An 18,615-nucleotide genomic window follows, 5' to 3' on the forward strand; every position below is an offset into this window, starting at 1 on the left:
AAAAGCTGGCATCGTTGCGGGGTGATTGCCAGCCCCATTCCCCAGGACACCGAGCAGCAGGCCGCCGGCCTGCGCTTGGTCGCGCAGTTGCCGCTGCCGGCACTGCTGCTGGGCATGGACGGCCGGCTGCTGGCCTGGAACGCCCCGCTGGCCGCGCTGAGCGGCCTGCCCACCGCCGCCGTGCTGGCCCAGCCACCCGGCAGGCTGCCGGAACTGGCCGAGCCTGCGGAACAGCGTCGCCGCGAACTGCTGGCCGGTGCCGCCACGCCGACCAACCCGATCACCCAGTTGCGCCGCTGGTTCGACTTGCCGCAACGGCAGCTCGAGTGCTGCCTGCTGATCGACCTGAGCGAGCTGCGCGACACCCGAGGCCAGCCCTGGGCCCTGCTGCAGACCCTGGTCGACATCACCGCCCACGAACAGGCGAACCAGCGCTTCCTGCGCATCTTCGAGTCCTCGCCCGATCCGGTCTGGATCATCGAGAACAACACCTTCGTCAACTGCAACGACGCCGCGGTGGCCATGCTGGGCTACGCCAGCCGCGCCGAGCTGCTGCACACCCACCCCTCCGAGCTCTCGCCCAGCCACCAGCCCTGCGGCCTGGACAGCTTCACCAAGGCCGAGCAGATGATGGGCCTGGCCACCGCAAAGGGCCTGCACCGCTTCGAGTGGGTGCACAAGCGTGCCGACGGCTCGGTGTTCGACGCCGAGGTCACGCTCTCGCGCATGGAAATCGGCGGCCGCCACGCCATCTACTGCACCTGGCGCGACATCTCCGAGCGCAAGCGCGCCGAGGCCACGGTGCGCCTCTACGCCACCGTGTTCCAGCACAGCGGCGAGGCCATCGTCATCACCGATGAACACAATCGCATCGTCGCCATCAACGAGGCCATGTCGCGCATCACCGGCTACACGCTGGAAGAGCTGCGCGGCCAGAACCCACGGGTGCTTTCGGCCGGCCAGACACCACCCGAGACCTACCAGGAACTCTGGCGCGCGCTGAGCCAGTGCGGCTACTGGCAGGGCGAGCTGTGGGACCGGCGCAAGGACGGCACCGTCTACGCCAAGTGGGCGGCCATCAGCGCCTGCTGCGACCGCGAGGGCCGGGTGCAGAACTACGTCGCCAGCTACACCGACATCAGCGAGCGCAAGGAAGCCGAGGCCCGCATCCAGTACCTGGCCTGTCATGACGCCCTGACCGGCCTGCTGAACCGCCACAGCCTGGAGCTGCGCCTGGAACAGGCACTGGCCAGCGCACACCGCCAGGGCCAGGAGCTGGCAGTGGTGTTCCTGGACCTGGACCGCTTCAAGACCGTGAATGACAGCCTGGGGCACCACGCCGGCGACCAGATCCTCGTCGAGGTGGCACGCCGCCTGCGCGGCCTGCTGCGCGAAGTGGACATCGTCGCGCGCCTGGGCGGCGACGAGTTTGTGGCCGTGCTGGCCGGGCTGGAGCAGCCGGGTGCCGCCGCGCGGGTGTGCGAAAAGTTGCGCGAGGCCCTGAGCCTGCCCTACGAGGCCGGCGGCCGCCGCCTGAGCCTGACGCCCAGCCTGGGCGTGAGCCTGTACCCGCAGGACGCTCAGGATGCCGAAGGCCTGATGCGCCAGGCCGACGCGGCCATGTATCACGCCAAAGCCAGCGGCCGCAACAACACGCAGTTCTACCGCCCGGAGTTCACCGCCCTGAGCACCGAACGCCTGGAGCTTGAGCGCGACCTGCGCCTGGCCCTGGCGGCGCAGCAGTTCACGCTGCATTACCAGCCGGTGGTGGCCGCAGCCGACGGCACGCTGGAGGGCATGGAGGCCCTGCTGCGCTGGCAGCACCCACAGCGCGGCCTGGTGTCGCCGTTGGATTTCATCCCGCTGGCCGAGGAACTGGGTTGCATTGAAGCCATCGGTGCCTGGGTGCTGGACGAGGCCTGCCGCCAGCTCGCCGCCTGGCGCCGAGCCGGTGTCGGGCCCCGGCGCATTGGCGTGAATGTCTCGGTGCACCAGCTGCGCTCGGCCGCCCTGCACGGGCATGTGCAGCAATGCCTGCAGCGCCACGGCCTGCCGGCCGATGGCTTGGTGCTGGAGATCACGGAGTCGGCCGCCATGGCGCAGCCCGAGCAATCGATCCGCTGCCTGCAGGCCCTGCGTGCCCTGGGCGTCAACCTGTCGATCGACGACTTCGGCACCGGCTACTCCTCGCTGGCCTACCTGAAGCTGCTGCCCATCCAGAGCCTCAAGCTGGACCGCAGCTTCGTGCGCGACCTGGAGCGCGACGACAACGATGCCGCCATCTGCGCCGCCACGCTGGCCCTGGCCCGCACCCTGGGCCTGCGCTCGGTGGCCGAGGGCGTCGAGACCGAAGGGCAGCGCCGCTTCCTGGAGGCGCAGGGCTGCACGCTGCTGCAGGGCTATCTGTTCGGCCGCCCCGAGCCGGCTGCGCACTGGACCGCGCAGTGGGGCGCAGCGCCAAACCCCACCTGAGGCTCAGCAGGCGCAGGCGATGCCGATGGCCTGACCCTGCATCGAACCGGGCTCCAGCCCGCGGGCCAGCGGGTGGCCGTCGCGCTTCCAGAAGTCCAGCCCACCCAGCATCTCCTTGACGTGGAAGCCCAGGCTGGCCAGCTTGTACGCGCCCTTGGTGGAGCCGTTGCAACCGATGCCATCGCAGTAGGTGATGTAGACCTTGCGCCGGTCCAGGCCCGCGGTCCTGGCCGCGTCCATGTCGCGGTGGCGCAGGTTCAGGGCGCCGGGTACATGGCCGGCGGCGTACTGCTCGGGGCTGCGGGTGTCGATGACGACGATCTGTCCGAGCCCGGCGCTCAGGTCCTCGGCCACGTCCCAGGCGTCGGCATGGAAGCGCAGCTTGGCCTGCATGTAGGCGGCGGTCTCGGCGGGGTCGGCGGGGGGAAAGCTCAGCACGCTGCTCATGGGGCGCTCCGGGTTGCGATGCGTTCACTGTAGGCAGCGCGGAAGCGATCGGGCAGACCACTTGGAGGACCGCGCGGCAGACCACTTTGCGACACTCGCGCGCATGCCCGCCTCGCGCCTCTGGATCCAACGCTTCGACCGCGCCGCACGCCCCGACCTGAACCTGCGCGAGCAGCTGTGCCAGATGCTGCGGCGCGCCGCCCGCAGCGCCCGCGCCCCCGAGCGCCTGCCCTCCACGCGGGCGCTGGCGGCCGACCTCGGGCTGGCGCGCGACACCGTGGAGCAGGCCTACCAGCAGCTCGCCGCCGAAGGCCTGCTGCAGCGCCGCCAGGGCAGCGGCAGTCAGCTGCTGCCGGCGGCTCGGCCGGCGCCGGCCCGCGCCGGGCTCAGCCGCCCCGCCCAGCTGTCGGCGCGCGGGCAGCAGCTGCTGCAAGTCGGAACCTGCCAGGACCCGCTCGCCCCCCTGCCCTTCGCCGCCGGCAGCCCGGACCTGCGCGACTTCCCCTGGCCTCTCTGGCAGCGCCTGGCGCGGCGGCGCGAGCGTGACGCCATCAGCCTGGGCCGCTACCAGCCCCCCCAGGGCCGGCCCGAGCTGCGCCAGTTGCTGGCCGCCCACCTGGCCGTGGCGCGCGGCCTGCGCGCCACGGCCGAGCAGCTGCTGCTGCTCACCAGCTCCCAGCAGGCCCTGATGCTGCTGGCCCAGCTGCTGCTGGACCCAGGCGACCCCGTGTGGGTGGAAGACCCCGGCTACCCCGGCGCCCGCGCCGCGCTGGCCGCCGCGGGCGCGCGCCTGGTGCCGGTGCCGGTGGATGTCGAGGGGCTGGCGCCCACGCCCAGCCTGCCCGCGCCCCGGCTCATCGTGCTGACGCCCGCCCACCAGTACCCGCTGGGCGTGCGCCTGAGCCCGGCACGGCGCGAGCAGATCCTGGCGCTGGCGCGCCGTCACGGCAGCTGGGTCATCGAGGACGACTACGACAGCGAGTTCTTCGATGCCCCGGAGGCACTGCCGGCGCTGCAGTCACACGACGCGGACGGTCGTGTCATCTACCTGGGCACCTTCAGCAAGACCCTGATGCCCGGCCTGCGCCTGGCCTATGCGGCCTTGCCGCCCGGCCTGGTGGAGCCCGCCACGGCCTTGCGCACCCTGCAGGACGGGCATGGCAACGGCCTGATGCAGGCGCTGGTGGCGGACTTCATCGAGGGTGGGCATTACGCCCAGCATCTGCGCGCCATGCGCACGCGGGTGGCGGAGCGCCGCCAGGCCCTGCTGGCCGGCCTGACCCGCTACCTGCCACAGGCCCGGGCTGTGGCGCCGCAGGCCTGCGGGCTGCAGCTGTGCGTGGCGCTGCCGCTGGGCCAGGAGGCGGCCTGGAGCCGGCATGCCGCCGCACGGGGAGTGCAGACGCCGCGGCTCTCGGCCCTGTGCAGCGGCACGCCGCTGGAGGGTTGGCTCTTGGGCTTCGGCGCCTTGCGGCCCGAGGAGATCGAGGCCGCGCTACAAAGGCTTGCTTAGCGCCGGCAGACCTGGGGCGTGGCGTAGTCCCGGCCCACCACGGCCCGCGCAAACAGGTAGTTCTCGCGCGCGCTGTCGCTCAGGCCGTCGAGGTCCACGTGGCCCTCGGCATCGCAGGGGAAGGCGAGACCGCGGCCGGCGTTGAAGAGTGACTGGAAACGCAGCTCAAACCCCGGCTGCATACGGGCTTGGGAGAGGGATGCGGGTGCCATGTCGTACTCCTTCGGGCTCCATGACTGCTTATCGGCGCCCTTGAGTCCAGCTTAGAGGGCCGAACCGCGGGCTTCGAGGCATTAAGTCGCATCCCGCTGTCGGCGTTGACGCCAACCCGCCGTCAGGCGCTGCCTGACGGGAAGTTCCTCACACTGTCCCCGTCCGCTGTGGACAAGTTCGTGCATGAGTTCTGGGGGAGCGCGCTAAGTGCTTGTCTGGACAAGCAGGGACTCGGTCTGCTGCAAATTGCGGCAGGGGGCCTGCGGAAGCGCGGCCCGCAGCGCGGCCTCGAACTCGGCCGGCTGCTGCAGGGTGCGGATGGCGGTGTAGAGCGCCTCGGCCTCGGGGTGGGTGCGACGCAGGTAATGCAGCCATTGCTTGAGGCGGCCGGCCTGGTGCTTGGCGCCCACGCGCGCCTTCACGCGTGCCCAGTAGCTGAGCAGCGAGGGCGCCAGCAAGGCCCAGGCGCGGGTGGGGGCGGCCAGGCCCAGATCGTGCGCGCGCAGGGCCAGCGGCAGCACCGGGTCGGCCACGGCGCCGCGGCCCAGCATCAGGTCGGAGCAGCCGCTCTCGGCGCGCGCGCGCAGGGCGTCCTGCACGGTCCAGATCTCGCCATTGGCCACGATGGGCAAGGCCACGGCGGCACGGATGGCGCCGATCTCGGCCCAGTAGGCCGGTGGCTTGTAGCCCTGGCGCTTGGTGCGCGCATGCACCACCAATTCGGCCGCACCGCCGGCTTCGAGCGCACGGGCGCAATCGAGCATGCGCGCGGCGTCCTCGTTGCCCAGGCGCATCTTGGCGCTGACGGGAATCTGAGCCGGCACCGCCGCGCGCACGGCGCGCACGATCTGGTGCAGCAGCTCGGGTTCGTCCAGCAGCACCGCGCCGCCGCGGTGGCGGTTCACGCACTTGGCCGGGCAGCCGAAGTTCAGGTCGATGCCCGGTGGGTTCAGCTCGGCCAGGCGGGCGGCGTTGTCGGCCAGGCAGGCCGGGTCAGAGCCCAGGAGCTGCGGACGCACGGGCGTGCCGGCCTGGGTGCGGCCGCCGTTCAGGAGCTCCGGCACGATGCGCGTGAACACGCGGCGCGGCAGCAGCTGGTCGGTGATGCGGATGAACTCGCTGACGGCGCGGTCCACGCCACCCACCGCCGACAGCTCTTCGCGCAGCAGATGATCGAGCAGACCCTCCATCGGAGCCAGCAGGATCTGCGGTGTCGAGACGCTGTCCACGACAACTGTGGACAAGTCCGTGAATTGCGCCTGGGGCATGGTGCTAAGTGCCTGTCGGCGCGGTGAATTCATCAAACTGCCACAAATTCGGGCAGGCGCCTGACTTGGCCTTTACTTGGCGTCCGGCAGCTCGATCTTGACCGACAGCACCTCGATGTTGTCCTGGTGCTCGCGCTCCACCAGCACATCGTTCGGGTCGATCTTCATGTACTTGGAGATCACCGCCACCAGCTCGGCCTTGAGCTGGGGCAGGTAGTCGGGCGTGGCCGCGTTGCGGCCGCTGCGCTCGTGCGCCAGGATCAGTTGCAGGCGCTCTTTGGCGACGGAAGCGGTCTGCTTCTTCTCGCCGAGGAAAAAGGACATGAAGCCCATGGACTGCTCCCTGCGCTTCAGCGGCTGAACAGGCGCTTGAAGAAGCCCTGCTTCTCGGCCTCGATGAAGCGCATCGGCTTGTCCTCGCCCAGGAAGCGGCCGATCACGTCGAGGTAGGCCTCGGCCACGTTCGTGCCCTTCATCAGGATCGCCGGCACGCCCTGGTTGGAGGCCTGCAACACCGCCTCGCTCTCGGGGATCACGCCGATCAACGGCGTGCGCAGGATCTCGTGGATGTCGTCCAGGCTCAGCATCTGGCCACCCTCGACCCGGCTCGGGTTGTAGCGGGTGATCAGCAGGTGTTCCTTGATGGGCTCGCGGCCGTCGATGGCGCGCTGGGTCTTGCTGGAGAGCATGCCCAGGATGCGGTCCGAATCGCGCACCGAGCTGACCTCGGGATTGGTCACGATCAGCGCCTCATCGGCGTAATGCATGGCCATCATGGCGCCGGTCTCGATGCCGGCCGGCGAGTCGCAGACGATGTAGTCGAAGCCCATCTCGGCCAGCTCGTCGAGCACCTTCTTGACGCCTTCCTGGGTCAGCGCTTCCTTGTCGCGCGTCTGGCTGGCGGCCAGGATGTAGAGGTTCTCGTGCTGCTTGTCCTTGATCAGCGCCTGCGAGAGCTTCACGCCGTCCTGGATGACGTTGATGAAGTCATAGACCACGCGGCGCTCGACGCCGAGGATCAGGTCCAGATTGCGCAGGCCGACGTCGAAGTCGATGACGGCAGTCTTCTTGCCGCGCAGGGCCAGGCCGGTGGCAAAGCTGGCGCTGGTCGTGGTCTTGCCCACGCCGCCCTTGCCAGAGGTCACGACAACGATCTTGGTCATGCGATTCGGTCTTTCCGTTGCTTCAATCAAAACTTCAGGGCTTCCATCACCAGCTTGTCGCCTTCCAGGCGCACCTGGGCGGGCTTGGCCTGCACCTCGGCGGGCAGGCCTTTTTCAGAGGTGCGGAAGGTGCCGGCGATGGACAGCAGCTCGGCTTCCAGGCTGTGCGCAAAGATGCGCGCCTCGGCAAAACCGCGCGCGCCGGCAATCGCCTTGCCGCGCAGCGCGCCGTAGACATGGATGTGGCCGTCGGCGATCACCTCGGCGCCATGGCTGACGAGGCCGAGCACGATCAGGTCGGCGCCGCGTGCGTACACCTGCTGGCCGCTGCGCAGCGGGCGGTCGATGACCAGCGTGGGGGCGGCGGCGGCCGGGGCCGCAGGCATGGGGGCCGGCTCCGGCGCGGCTGCCACCGGGGCAGGCGCTGCGGCGGCGGGGGCCACCAGCGTGGCCTCGCTCAACGCCAGGCCCAGGGCCAGCGCCTGGGCGCGGTCTTCCTCGGCCAGCGCGGCGTGGCCGCTGAGCGCCACCGGGCGCAGGTTCCAGCCGCGCAGCAGCTGAAGCAGCGCGGCCCAGTCCAGGCCCTGGCCAGCGGGCAAATCGCTCAGCTCCAGGCACAGGGCCTCGCCATCGAAGGCGCCGGCCACATCGGCCCACTGGGCACGCAGCTGCGCCGCCAGCTCATCCACCGAACGGGTGCGCAGGGGCAGTTGCAGGGCGGCCAGCTGGGTGGACTTGAGCTCGATGCGAGGGGCGGACATGCGCGGCGCGGGGTTCGGAGGCGGCCCGCGGAGGGCCGGGGCGCAAAGCCGCGGATTCTAGGAGGCCGCGCCACCCCGCCCGGCCTGGCAAGCCCGAGGTCCGGCGCCGTCGGCCACCGGACTTTCCCGCAGCCGCCGCCAAGTTACCCCCAATCGGCACCCTCCGGGTCCTGCGGGATGGACTGCTGCGCCGCAACAGCCATGACGCCGGAACAAGTTGCAACATATGCGCCAAGTGCTTGATTCGTATAGAGAGAAGTGGGGTGCGCAAAAATCAGGCAAGGCAAGAGAAAGCGCGTCACTGCAAGGCTTTGGGGGCGGCCGGACGGGGTTGCCCACAAAGTTATCCACAAGTTCGGTGAATAGCCGAAGCGGCCAAGACGAATCAAGTACTTAGGCGGAATGCGTGAAGCGATGGATGAGTTTTTGGCACGATCGCCAGCGCACAAAGGAGCCTGCCCCGCCGCCCTAGAGTTCAAAAGGGATTGACTTGTCCCCAGAAATGCGATTGCGGCAGGCAGCCGTCCGCGTCGGTGCCATGGAATCGTCATATTCAACTAAGTCATTGATTGGATTGAGTTTGTCATCCAAGCGGCAGCCCTGGGGCGATCTCGGCAAGTGCCAAGAATCAAGCACTTAGGGCAGGCATCAGCAGGTTGCGCACAAAGTTGTCCACATGCGCCTGGCCTGCGTGCGCCGCCGAAGGGGGATGGCGGACCCTGGCAGATATCCGGTGTGCCGGGCTCAGATGGGCGGCGTATGCTGGCCCGTTGCCAGTCCCCCAGCTTTGCCGCTTGTTCCTGCGCCATGCAAATCGCCGGCTTTACGCTCCAGGATGTGATCCATTCGCATGGCGACACGGTGGTCACCACGGCCCTGGATGCGCAAGGCCAGCGGGTCGTGCTGAAGGTGCTGGACAGCGACCAGCCCGCACCCGAACAACTGGCGCGCTGGCGCCATGAGTACGCATTGCTGCGCGAGCTCGACTCGGAGTGGGTGGTGCGCGCCCGCGAGCTGCGGCCGGCACAGCGCAGCCTGGTGCTGGTGCTGGAGGACTTCGGCCCGCACAACCTCGCCCAGCTGATCGAGCGCCGCCTGCTTGATCTGTCGGAGAGCCTGAGCCTCGCGATCCAGCTGTGCCACGCCGTCAGCGCGGTGCACCAGGCGCGGCTGATCCATGGCGACATCGCCCCCAAGAACGTGCTGGTCGATCTGGTGCAGCTGCGCTTGAAGCTGTGCGACTTCGGCCTGGCCACGCGGCTGGACAGCGAGACCCGGCGCAGCAGCGAAGGGGGGCCGCGAGGCACGCTGGAGTACCTGTCGCCCGAGCAGACCGGGCGCACCAATCTGGCGGTCGATTACCGCAGCGACTTCTATTCGCTCGGCGTCACCCTCTACGAGCTGTTCGGCGGCCAGCGGCCCTTCCAGGCCAGCGACCCGCTCGCCCTGCTGCATGCGCAGATCGCTCTGGCCCCGCGGCCGCTGCACGAGCTGAACCCGCAGGTGCCGGAGGCGCTGGCCGCCATCGTGCACAAGCTGCTCGCCAAGAACCCCGACGAGCGCTACCAGAGCAGCTACGGCCTGCGCATGGACCTGGAGCAGTGCGCCGAGCGCCTGCGCGTGCAGGGCCGCATCGAGCCCTTCACGTTGGCCAGCCAGGACGTGCCCGAGCGCTTCAGCGTGGCACAGCGCCTGATCGGGCGCTCCGCCGAGACCGCCCGCATCCTGGCCGCCTTTGAGCGCGTGCAAGGCGGCCAGGCCGGGCTGCTGCTCGTCAGCGGCGCCTCGGGCGTGGGCAAGACCGCCCTGGTGGCCGAGCTGCACCGCCCCGTGCTGGCGCTGCGCGGCTACTTCCTGCGCGGCAAATGCGACCAGTACAGCCGCGACCAACCCTATGCCGCCCTGGTGCAGGCCTTCCAGCCGCTGATGGAGCAGCTCGCCCTTGAGGGCCCGGAGCGACGCGCCTATTGGCGCGAGCAGCTGGCCCAGGCGCTGGGCGAGCAGGCCGGTGCGGTGGCCGCCATCGTGCCGCAATTGCGCCTGCTGATCGGCGAGCCGCCGCCGCTGCCGGCCCTGCCGCCGGCCGAGAATGAGGCGCGCTTTCACATCGCCTTCGGCCGCTTTGTGCGCTGCCTGGCCGGCCGCGCGCATCCGGTGCTGCTGTTCCTGGACGATCTGCAGTGGGCCGACCCACCGAGCCTGCGCCTGCTCGAACAGCTGCTCAGCGAAGACGAGGGAGCCTGCCTGCTGATCGTCGGGGCCTACCGCGACAACGAGGTCGGCCCCACCCACCCCCTACAGGAGCTGCTGAACCAGCTGCAGCGCCAGCGTCCGATCGAGCAGCTGCTGCTGCCGCCGCTGTCCCTGCCCGAAGTGGCCGAGCTACTGGGCGACACCCTGCATTGCCCGCCCACGCTGCTGATGCCTCTGGCCGAACTCTGCTTTGCCAAGACGGCCGGCAACCCCTTTTTCCTGAGCCAGTTCCTGCGCCGCCTGCATGAGCTCGGCGACCTGCAGTACGAGCGTGCCGCCGGCACCTGGCGCTGGCAGCTGGAGCGCATCCGCAGCCGCACCGAAACCGCCAATGTGGTGGAGCTGATGCTGACCCGCCTGCGCGGTCTGCCGCCCGACACCCAGCGCCTGCTGGCCCAGGCCGCCCACCTGGGCGAGGGCTTCAGCCTGCGCGAACTGATGCGGCTGTGCGAACAGGATGCGCGCGGCAGCGCGCGCCGGCTCTGGCCCGCGCTGGCCGCCGGCCTGGTGCAGCCGCTGGGCGAGCTCTACAAGTTCGAGGACAGCCCCGAGCTGCTGGCGCGCGCCCGCTACCGCTTCCTGCACGATCGCGTGCAGCAGGCTGCCCATGCGTTGACACCCGAGCACGAGCGCAGTGCCCTGCAGCTGGAATGCGGCCGCCGCCTGCTGCGCGGCGCCAGCGCCACCGAGCTGCAGGACCGGCTCTTCGTCGTGCTGGAGTGCCTGAATCAGGGGCTCGACGCCCTGACCGAACCGGTGGAGCGGGCCCAGCTCGGCGCGCTCAATTGGCAGGCCGGTCTGCGCGCCAAGGCCTCGTCTGCCTACCTGGCGGCCAGCCAGTACCTGCGCCTGGCGGTGCAGCTGCTGCCGCCCGACGCCTGGCAGGCCGACACCGCCGGCACCCAGCGCCTGTACAGGGAGCTGGCCGAAGCCGAGTACCTGGCCGGCCGCTTCGAGGCCGCTGAGGCGCTCTACCCGATCGTGCACGCGCATTGCACCGACCCGGTGCTGCGCGCCGAGATCTGCTTGGTCCAGGCCGACCAGCTGAACCTGCAAGGGCGCTTTCAAGAGGCGATGCCGGTGCTGCGCGCCGGCCTGGCCCTGGTGGGCCGCCCCTTCCCGGACGACGAAGCCCAGGCCATGGCCGCCGTGCCGGCCGAGTTCGCGCAGACCCAGGCCCTGCTGGCCGAGCCCGCCAACCAGGACTGGCTGCAACTGCCAGAGATGCGCGAGCCCGCCCGCCTGATGGAGATGCGCCTGTACCTTGGCCTGACCCACTCCAGCTACCAGTGCGCCTGCTTTGGCACCTTCTTGCTGGACGCCTGCCGCATGGTGCGCACCAGTCTGGACCATGGGCTGTGCGATCTGGGCTCGGTGGCCTGCGTGGCCTACACCACCGCCATGTCGGCCATGAAGCAGCCGTATGCCGAGGTCTACCGCATGGGCCGTGCCGCCCTGCGCCTGGCCGAGGCGCGCCCGGACCGCCACTACCGCATCACCGTCTATCAGTACTTCGCGCCTTTCTACCAGCACTGGGGTGAGCCCCTGCAGGCCAGCGTGCCGCTGCTGGACCGTGCCATCGAGCTGGGCCTGAGCGGCATGAACCCGCTGTCCACCGGCTACTGCGTGCTGCTGCGCGCCGTCAACCGCTTCATCTACGGCGTGCCGCTGGACGAGCTGGAGCCCGAGGCCGAGCGCGCCCTGCGGGTGCTGCAGCGCAGCCTGCAGCCCAGCACCGAGGCCATGCTGCGCAACGGCGTTCTGCAACCGCTGCGTGCGCTGTGCGGCCGCAGCACCGAGCCGCTGAGCTTCGACAGCCCCGAATTCAGCCCGAGTGACTTCTTCAAGGGCGACGAACGCACGCCCGGCATCCCGCTGGCCTTCTACAGCACCGCCTGGCTGCGCCACGCCTACCTGCTCGGCGCGGGGGCGCAGTGGCGCCAGCACGCCCCCAATGTGCCGATGATCGGCATGGTGCTGCCCGACAGCCCGAGCTTTGTCGAAGCCTGCTTCTACGAGGCCCTGGGCCTGCTGCGCGAGGGCTTTGCCGACACGCCCGACGCCCAGGCCCGCGCGCGCGAGCACTGGCAACGCTTCGACACCTGGGCGCAAGACTGCGAAGCCAACTTCCGCCACCGCGAGCGCCTGATCGCCGCCGAACTGGCACGGGTGCAGGGCGACGAGCGCGGTGCCATGAACCTCTACGCTCAGGCCATCGACGCGGCAGGGCAAGCCGAGTTCACGGTCGACGAGGGTCTGGCCAATGAGCTGTACGCACGCTTCTGGCTGAGCCAGGATCAAAAGCAGCTGGCGGCAAACTTCATCCGCGAGGCCTACTACCACTACCGGCGCTGGGGCGCGCTGCTGAAGTGCCGCCAGCTCGAAGCCGAATGGCAACAGGTGTCCTTCCGCATCGTGCAGCGACGCGAATCCCTGGTCAGCAGCGTGCTGCGCAGCACCGTCAGCGAGAGCAGCGGGGCGCTGGATTTGGCCTCTCTGCTCAAGGCCAGCCAGGCGCTGGCCCAGCAGATCCATCTCGATCGCCTGCTTGAAACCATGCTGGGCCTGCTGCTGGAAAACGCCGGCGCTGAGAGCGGTGCCATCGTCAGCTGCGACGACGAGAGCCTGCTGCTCGAAACTCAGGGCACGCTCAGCGACGGCCGGGTGCAGGTCTCTCCGCGCCTGACGCAGCCGCTGGCCCAGGCCGAAGAGCGCCTGCCAGTGCCGCTGATCGAGTACGTGCAGCTCACCCGCTGCACCCTTGTGCTGAACCAGCCCGACCAGGACGAGCGCTTTGCGCGCAGCCCTTATCTGCAGGTGCACCAGCCGCGCTCGGTGCTCTGCCTGCCGGTGCTGGCGCAGGGCCGCCTGGTGGCGCTGGTCTACCTGGAAAACCGCCTGCTCAGCGACGCCTTCACACCGCGCCAGCAGCGCACGCTGGAAACCCTGGCCGGCCAGGCCGCCATTGCACTGGTGAACGCGCGCCTGTACGAGAGCCTGGAAGAAAAAGTGGCGCAGCGCACCGAAGAGCTGCGCCAGATGAGCATGAAGGACGGCCTGACCGGCATCGCCAACCGGCGCGCCTTCGACGAGCGTCTGGCTCTGGAATGGCGGCGCAGCCTGCGCCAGAACCAGCCACTCTCGCTGCTGATGCTCGACATCGACCACTTCAAACAGTTCAACGACCACTACGGCCACGTCGAGGGCGACCGCTGCATCCAGGCCGTGGCCCAGGCCCTGAGCCATGTGGCGGCGCGCGCCGGCGATCTGGTGGCCCGCTATGGCGGCGAGGAGTTCGCCATCCTGCTGCCGCAGACCGACGCCGAGGCCGCGGCCCAGGTGGCGCAGGCCTGCCTGCAGGCCGTGGCGGAGCGCGAGATCCCGCACATGGGCTCGGCGGCGGGCGGGCGGGTCAGCCTCAGCATCGGCCACGCCACCTGCGTGGCCGATGCCCAGTCGGGTGCAGAAGGCCTGCTGCGCGCCGCCGACCAGGCGCTCTACCAGGCCAAGCGCGAGGGCCGCAACTGCAGCCGCAACGCACCGGCCTGAACGCACCTAAGGTGAACGGGCCTTGCCCCGGGCTGGGCGCAGCCCGGAACAGAAGACTCAGATGCTGATGCTGTTCGGAATGTGCGAGGGCAGCAGGTAGAGGTAGGGCAGCGGACGCAGGCGGTTGCGGCGCCGGATCTCGATCTCAGCCAGCGCCAGCGCGTCCTGGAACTCGGCCACGCAGGGCTGCACGCGCTCGTCCTGGAAGTACGGCACACGCGGGTTGTGCTCGTAATGGCCAAAGCGGTCGAACTGCACGCCGCTGAGCAGGTACTCGAATGAGAAGGTGTACAGGCCCACATCCAGAGGCGGGAACCAGAGCTTGCAGTCTTCCTTGGTCTGGATGACGGTGCTGCGCGTGGGCGGCGGCGCGTAGATGGTGCCGGCCACCACCGGCATGTAGCTCATCATGGGGTACTGGGCGTAGTTCACCGCCGCATGCTGCGGTCCGGCGATGTAGAGGATCTGCGCCACCATGTCGATCAGGTAGTCCAGGCTGTCGATGCGCCAGGGACGCTGCGGGTCACCCGTCGCCGTCAGCCCGCCCAGACCCTGGAGGCCGCCGTACTGCGGTGCGGTCAGCTCGTGGATCCAGCCCTGCAGCTCGCTGTCCTCCAGCAGGTCGGCGTCGCACTGGTAATAGATGCGCAGATAGCCGGACACGAATTTGTGGATGGCCGGCCAGAGCAGCAGCGCGTCGTCGCGGAAGGCGAAGTCCGGCAGATGGTCCACCCCGCGCAGCTTGAACAGGCGCTCGGGGTGGTTGTCGTCCCAGCGCCAGGCTTCGTGGGCCAGGCGAACCATCTCCAGCGTCGACTCGATCGCCGGCCCGACATTGGTGGCCACCACGCCGCCCGGGGCGATCAGGCTGTGCAGGGCCGAGTCGTTGATGTTGATGGTGAAGCGGAAGTGCGGAATCAGCAGCTTCATCAAGGGGTGCGTCAGCGCCAGCTGGCGGTGCGCAGCCACGGCCATGGGCTCGATCATCAAATGCGTCTCGCCCAGATGCGCCACCGACTCGTGCTGGATGGCCTGCACCGCACCAACAATGAACTTGGCGACCCGCCACTTCAGGCCGTTCGGGTCCTGCGCGCCGGCGCAGTCGTTGGGGGTGAAGATCGGCGCGGTCTCGGGGTCGTGGGCTTGCAGCAGCTGGATGGCGATGGGCTGCATCACGCCCTCGGCCTGCGGTGGGTAGCCGGCCGGCGGCTGCGGGTTCCAGTAGAAGAGCGCAATCGGCGCGGCCAGGTAGCGCGGCACGCCCTGCAGCTCGTCGGGCTTGGCGCCTTCCAGCATCGCGTAGTCGCACACATAAAGACGGTTCTTGCGCACCGCGTCGACCAGGGTCAGCGTCGGGTCGCCCACCACCTTCTGAAGCAGCGCGTCGCTGATCGGCATCTTGCGCTGCAGCTCGCTCAAGACCACCGCCTGCGGCGCCGTTCTGCTGGGCTCCAGCACCAGGCCACGCAGCAGCGTGGTGTTGTAGCCGGCGGTCTGCATCAGCCCGAAGTACCAGTCCTGTTCGCAGGGCTTCTGGCCGTCCTGCGGCATCCAGGGCTGTTCGTCGATGCTCAGCATCAGCGGCTTGGGCAGGTTGATGAAGAGCGCTTCGTAATCGTCGAGGCTCTGGGCCAGCAGGTAGTTGCGGCCATGGGTCTGGGCCAGCATGTCGAAGAGGGTGGACTTGAGGAAGGCGGTCGGGCCGTCCTTCTTGAAATCCTCGAACACCTTCTGCAGCCCGGTGGCCATCTTCAGCAGGTCGGCCGGCAGGCGCATGACCTTCTCCAGCGCCTCGGGCAGCTCGGACAAAGCCTTCAGGAAGGCATCGAACTCCTGCGCCTCGCGCTTCAGGTGCAGCAGGCTGAAATCCTGCTTGAGCTGCTCGTAGGTCTGCTTGACGCGCTGCAGGGTCTCGGTGGGCAGATCGCTTTCGAGCTGGCGCCTGAGCAGCAGCATGACGGCGTTCTTGAAGTTGTCGGCCAGCAGCTCGAAGACCTCGAACACCTTCATCTCGTAGGCCGGCGTGAACTCCTCGCCCTTGGGCAGGTCGGCCGAGATCGGTACGCCGTCCAGGTAGCTCAGCATGTAGTTGTAGTTGGTGCGCGCCAGCGAAAGATCAAAGGCGCGCTGCTTGCGCGCGGCGGCGTCATCCTGCTGCGGCAGGGTGGGCTGCTGGGCGGGGGTGGCGTTGGTGGTCAGCATGGATTCCTCCTGGGGTGGCGGCGCAATTCGAGCGCGCCATTGGACGACGCGCCCGGCGCGTCATCCCCAGGAGAAACCCATGACCCGACTACCAGGCTGCGGGGTTCAGGCGATAGAAGTTCGCCAGTTCCGCATACAGCGCCGCGTGCTGCGCGCGCAGTTCATACGGCCGCTCGAAGAACAGCTCGCTGAGCACGGCAAAGAACTCGGCCGGGTCGGTGGCCGCGTAGCTTCCCAGCAGGCCCGGCTCGCCCCAGGCCACCCGCGTCTGCAGGGCGTCGAATTCGTTCTGCATCACGCGGCTCCACACCGCCTGGGCCTGCGCAGTGGCCAGCGGCGGCGCGCCATTGGCATGGCCCTTGACCTGGTCGAGCTGGTGCGCGAACTCGTGGATGACGACGTTCTGGCCGTCGCGCGGGTCGGCCGCGCCGGCGCGCACATCCTCCCAGCTCAGCAGCACCTGGCCCTGCACCCAGCTCTCGCCGGCCAGCGCGCGGCGCTGGTCCTGCACCACGCCGCCGGGGGCGTTGACGGGCCGGTTGACGACGAAGGCACCGGGGTAGAGCAGCACCTGGCGCAGCGCCGGGTAGTAGCCGCGCGTGGCGCCCAACAGGGGCAGGCAGGCCTGGGCGGCGATGGTGACGCGCATCTCGTCCGTCACCGTGAGGCCACCGCAGCCAATGATGGGCTTCTCGGCCAGGAAGACCTGGATCAGGCCCTTGAGGCGCAGCTGCAGGTCGGGCGGCAGAGTGGCCACTTGGGGCACGCGCCGGCGCAGGATGCGCCGCCAAGCGGCCGGAAAGGGCTGATTGCGCAGGCGGGCCCGGCGCAGCGAACGCAGCCAGGGCTCGGCCAGCCACCAGGCGATCAGGGCCAGGCCCAGCAGCAGCACAAACACAAGGGCCATGACGCGATCCGCAGCAGCAAGGCTTGGCAGATGGGGCGCCTGGCCCCGAGTTCAAGCCGGCGCCAGCAGCATTTCGTGATGGCCGGCGCCGGCCGGGATCATGGGGTAGCAGTTCTCCTCGGCCTGCACCACCGCATCCAGGAAGAAGGGCTGCTCGCTGGCCAGGCATTCGGCCAACGCGTCTTCCAGCTCGGCGCGCGCCGTCACCCGGCGTGCCTGCCAGCCAAAGCCGCGCGCCACCTGCACGAAGTCCGGCAGGGCCTCCGTGTAGCTGTGGCTGTAGCGCCCCTCGTAGTGCAGCTGCTGCCACTGCCGCACCATGCCCATGCGGCCGTTGTTCACCAGCACCAGCTTGACGGGCGCGCGGTGCTGCACTGCCGTGGCCAGCTCCTGCAAGTTCATCAGCACCGAGGCGTCGCCGCTGACGCACACCACCGTGCGCCCCGGGTGGGCGATCTGCGCGCCAATGGCCGCCGGCAGCCCGTAGCCCATGGTGCCGGCGCCGCCGCTGGTGAGGAAGCGGCGCGGCCGCTCGAAGCCCAGGTACTGCGCGGCCCACATCTGGTGCTGGCCGACATCGGTGCTGACGATGGCGTCGCGCCCATGCAGCTGGCGGTCCAGCGCCTGCAGCAGGGCCTGCGGCACGATGTGCGCGGGGTCGTCGCGGTAGGCCAGCGAGCGGCGCGCGCGCCAGGCCTCGATCTGCGCCCGCCACTCCGTCAAATCGGGTGCGGGCCGCTCGCCCCAGGCGGTCAGCAGGGCCTGCAAGCTCTCGCCGCAGTCGCCCACCAGGGCCAGGCGCGGCTGCACCACGCGGCCGATCTGCGCCGGGTCGATGTCCAGCTGGATGAAGCTGGCATGCGGACAGAAGTCGTGCAGCCGGCTGGTCACGCGGTCGTCGAAGCGCGCGCCCACGGCCACGATCACATCGGCCTCGTGCATGGCCAGGTTGGCCTCGTACGTGCCGTGCATGCCCAGCATGCCCAGCCATTGCGGGCTGCTGGCCGGCAGCGCGCCCAGGCCCATCAGCGTGAGCGTGCAGGGGGCACCGGTGCGGCGCACCAGCTCGGTGAAGGCGGCGCAGGCGCCCTCCCCCGCATTCACCAGGCCGCCACCGCCGTAGAACACCGGCCGGCGGGCGGCGGCCAGGGCCAGCGCGGCCAGCTCGGCCCGTGCCCGCAGGCTGGCCTTGGGCGCCACCGGCACAGGCGGCGCCGGGCGCGCCAAGGCGGCGGCGCGCACGGGCTCGGCCTGCACGTCCTTCGGCAGATCGATCAGCACCGGCCCGGGCCGACCCTGCTGCGCCAGTGCCACCGCGCGGCGCACGGTGGCGTCGATCTCGTCGGCCGCGCGCACCTGCACGTTCCACTTCGTCACCGAGCTTGTGATGGCCAGGGCATCGCATTCCTGGAAGGCCTGGGTGCCGATGGCCTCGCGCTTGACCTGGCCGCTGATGCAGAGCAGCGGGATGGAATCGGAGAACGCATCCAGCAGCCCCGACACCGTGTTGGCCACGCCCGGCCCCGAGGTGACGAAGACCACGCCGATGCGCCCGGTGCTGCGCGCATAGCCTTCGGCCGCATGCACCGCCGCCTGTTCGTGGCGCACCAGCACATGGCGCAGGCGCGGCTCGGCGTGCAGGGCGTCGTAGAGCGGCAGCACGGCGCCGCCGGGGTAGCCGAACACCGTGTCCACCCCCAGATCAATCAGGGTGCGGATCAGCTGCGCGGCGCCGCTGGGCGGCGCGGGCTCATCGAGGGCCAGCAGATCGGCCGGGTCAAGGCGTGCGTTCATGCGCTCACTGTGCCGAAGCGTGCCCAGAAAGTGCTGCTGCTTTTCTGCTGGTTTCTGGTTAAATCAGCAAACT

At 69.6% G+C, this 18,615-nt stretch carries 12 protein-coding genes; 3 read left to right on the top strand and 9 right to left on the bottom strand.

The window, feature by feature from the left end; translation table 11 throughout:
- Window positions 1-21: 21 nt before the first annotated feature.
- Window positions 22-2,472 (top strand): sensor domain-containing protein, encoded by a 2,451-nt coding sequence (locus tag I7X39_RS12845; RefSeq protein WP_198111564.1) that lies wholly within the window; start codon window positions 22-24, stop codon window positions 2,470-2,472.
- A 3-nt stretch (window positions 2,473-2,475) separates the two neighbouring features.
- Here I7X39_RS12845 and I7X39_RS12850 read toward each other — a convergent pair whose 3' ends face one another.
- Window positions 2,476-2,919, bottom strand: coding sequence for a rhodanese-like domain-containing protein (locus I7X39_RS12850; RefSeq protein WP_198111565.1), 444 nt, complete (start codon window positions 2,917-2,919; stop codon window positions 2,476-2,478).
- Between the two features lie 103 nt (window positions 2,920-3,022).
- Between I7X39_RS12850 and pdxR the strand changes: the two genes are divergently transcribed.
- On the top strand, window positions 3,023-4,432 hold the full coding sequence (gene pdxR, locus I7X39_RS12855; RefSeq protein WP_198111566.1) for a MocR-like pyridoxine biosynthesis transcription factor PdxR: 1,410 nt from the start codon (window positions 3,023-3,025) through the stop codon (window positions 4,430-4,432).
- Here the strand turns inward: pdxR and I7X39_RS12860 are convergent.
- The 5 genes from I7X39_RS12860 to minC form a co-directional block, all read right to left on the bottom strand.
- Window positions 4,429-4,644, bottom strand: a complete 216-nt coding sequence (locus I7X39_RS12860) for a hypothetical protein (RefSeq protein ID WP_198111567.1) — start codon at window positions 4,642-4,644, stop codon at window positions 4,429-4,431. The two genes, pdxR and I7X39_RS12860, sit on opposite strands and share 4 nt — an antisense overlap.
- Window positions 4,645-4,848: 204 nt before the next feature.
- A complete protein-coding gene (locus I7X39_RS12865) occupies window positions 4,849-5,835 on the bottom strand; it encodes a tRNA dihydrouridine synthase (protein WP_198111681.1) in 987 nt (328 codons plus the stop codon).
- 150 nt (window positions 5,836-5,985) lie between these two features.
- Window positions 5,986-6,246 carry a cell division topological specificity factor MinE gene (minE, locus tag I7X39_RS12870; protein ID WP_198111568.1) on the bottom strand — a complete coding sequence of 87 codons (261 nt, stop codon included), beginning with the start codon at window positions 6,244-6,246 and terminating at the stop codon, window positions 5,986-5,988.
- Between the two features lie 17 nt (window positions 6,247-6,263).
- Complete coding sequence (gene minD, locus I7X39_RS12875; RefSeq protein WP_198111569.1) at window positions 6,264-7,076, bottom strand: septum site-determining protein MinD; 813 nt, start codon at window positions 7,074-7,076, stop codon at window positions 6,264-6,266.
- Window positions 7,077-7,102: 26 nt separating this feature from the next.
- Complete coding sequence (minC, locus tag I7X39_RS12880; RefSeq protein WP_198111570.1) at window positions 7,103-7,837, bottom strand: septum site-determining protein MinC; 735 nt, start codon at window positions 7,835-7,837, stop codon at window positions 7,103-7,105.
- 807 nt (window positions 7,838-8,644) lie between these two features.
- Here minC and I7X39_RS12885 point away from each other — a divergent pair.
- The gene (locus I7X39_RS12885) at window positions 8,645-13,639 is read left to right on the top strand and encodes a diguanylate cyclase domain-containing protein (protein WP_198111571.1); all 4,995 of its coding nucleotides are present in this window, start codon (window positions 8,645-8,647) and stop codon (window positions 13,637-13,639) included.
- A gap of 57 nt (window positions 13,640-13,696) precedes the next feature.
- Here the strand turns inward: I7X39_RS12885 and I7X39_RS12890 are convergent, their stop codons facing one another.
- From I7X39_RS12890 to ilvB, 3 genes are all read right to left on the bottom strand, one after another.
- Window positions 13,697-15,841: a lipoxygenase family protein gene (locus tag I7X39_RS12890; protein WP_198111572.1), complete on the bottom strand. Its 2,145-nt coding sequence runs from the start codon at window positions 15,839-15,841 to the stop codon at window positions 13,697-13,699.
- A gap of 88 nt (window positions 15,842-15,929) precedes the next feature.
- Window positions 15,930-16,748, bottom strand: coding sequence for a M90 family metallopeptidase (locus I7X39_RS12895; RefSeq protein ID WP_198111573.1), 819 nt, complete (start codon window positions 16,746-16,748; stop codon window positions 15,930-15,932).
- A gap of 51 nt (window positions 16,749-16,799) precedes the next feature.
- Entirely contained in the window at window positions 16,800-18,542 is a 1,743-nt protein-coding gene (ilvB, locus tag I7X39_RS12900; protein ID WP_198111574.1) for a biosynthetic-type acetolactate synthase large subunit, read from the bottom strand.
- Between the last annotated feature and the right edge of the window lie 73 nt (window positions 18,543-18,615).

Origin of the sequence: Inhella proteolytica (assembly GCF_016093275.1) — a bacterium.
GTDB classification, from domain to species: domain Bacteria; phylum Pseudomonadota; class Gammaproteobacteria; order Burkholderiales; family Burkholderiaceae_C; genus Inhella; species Inhella proteolytica.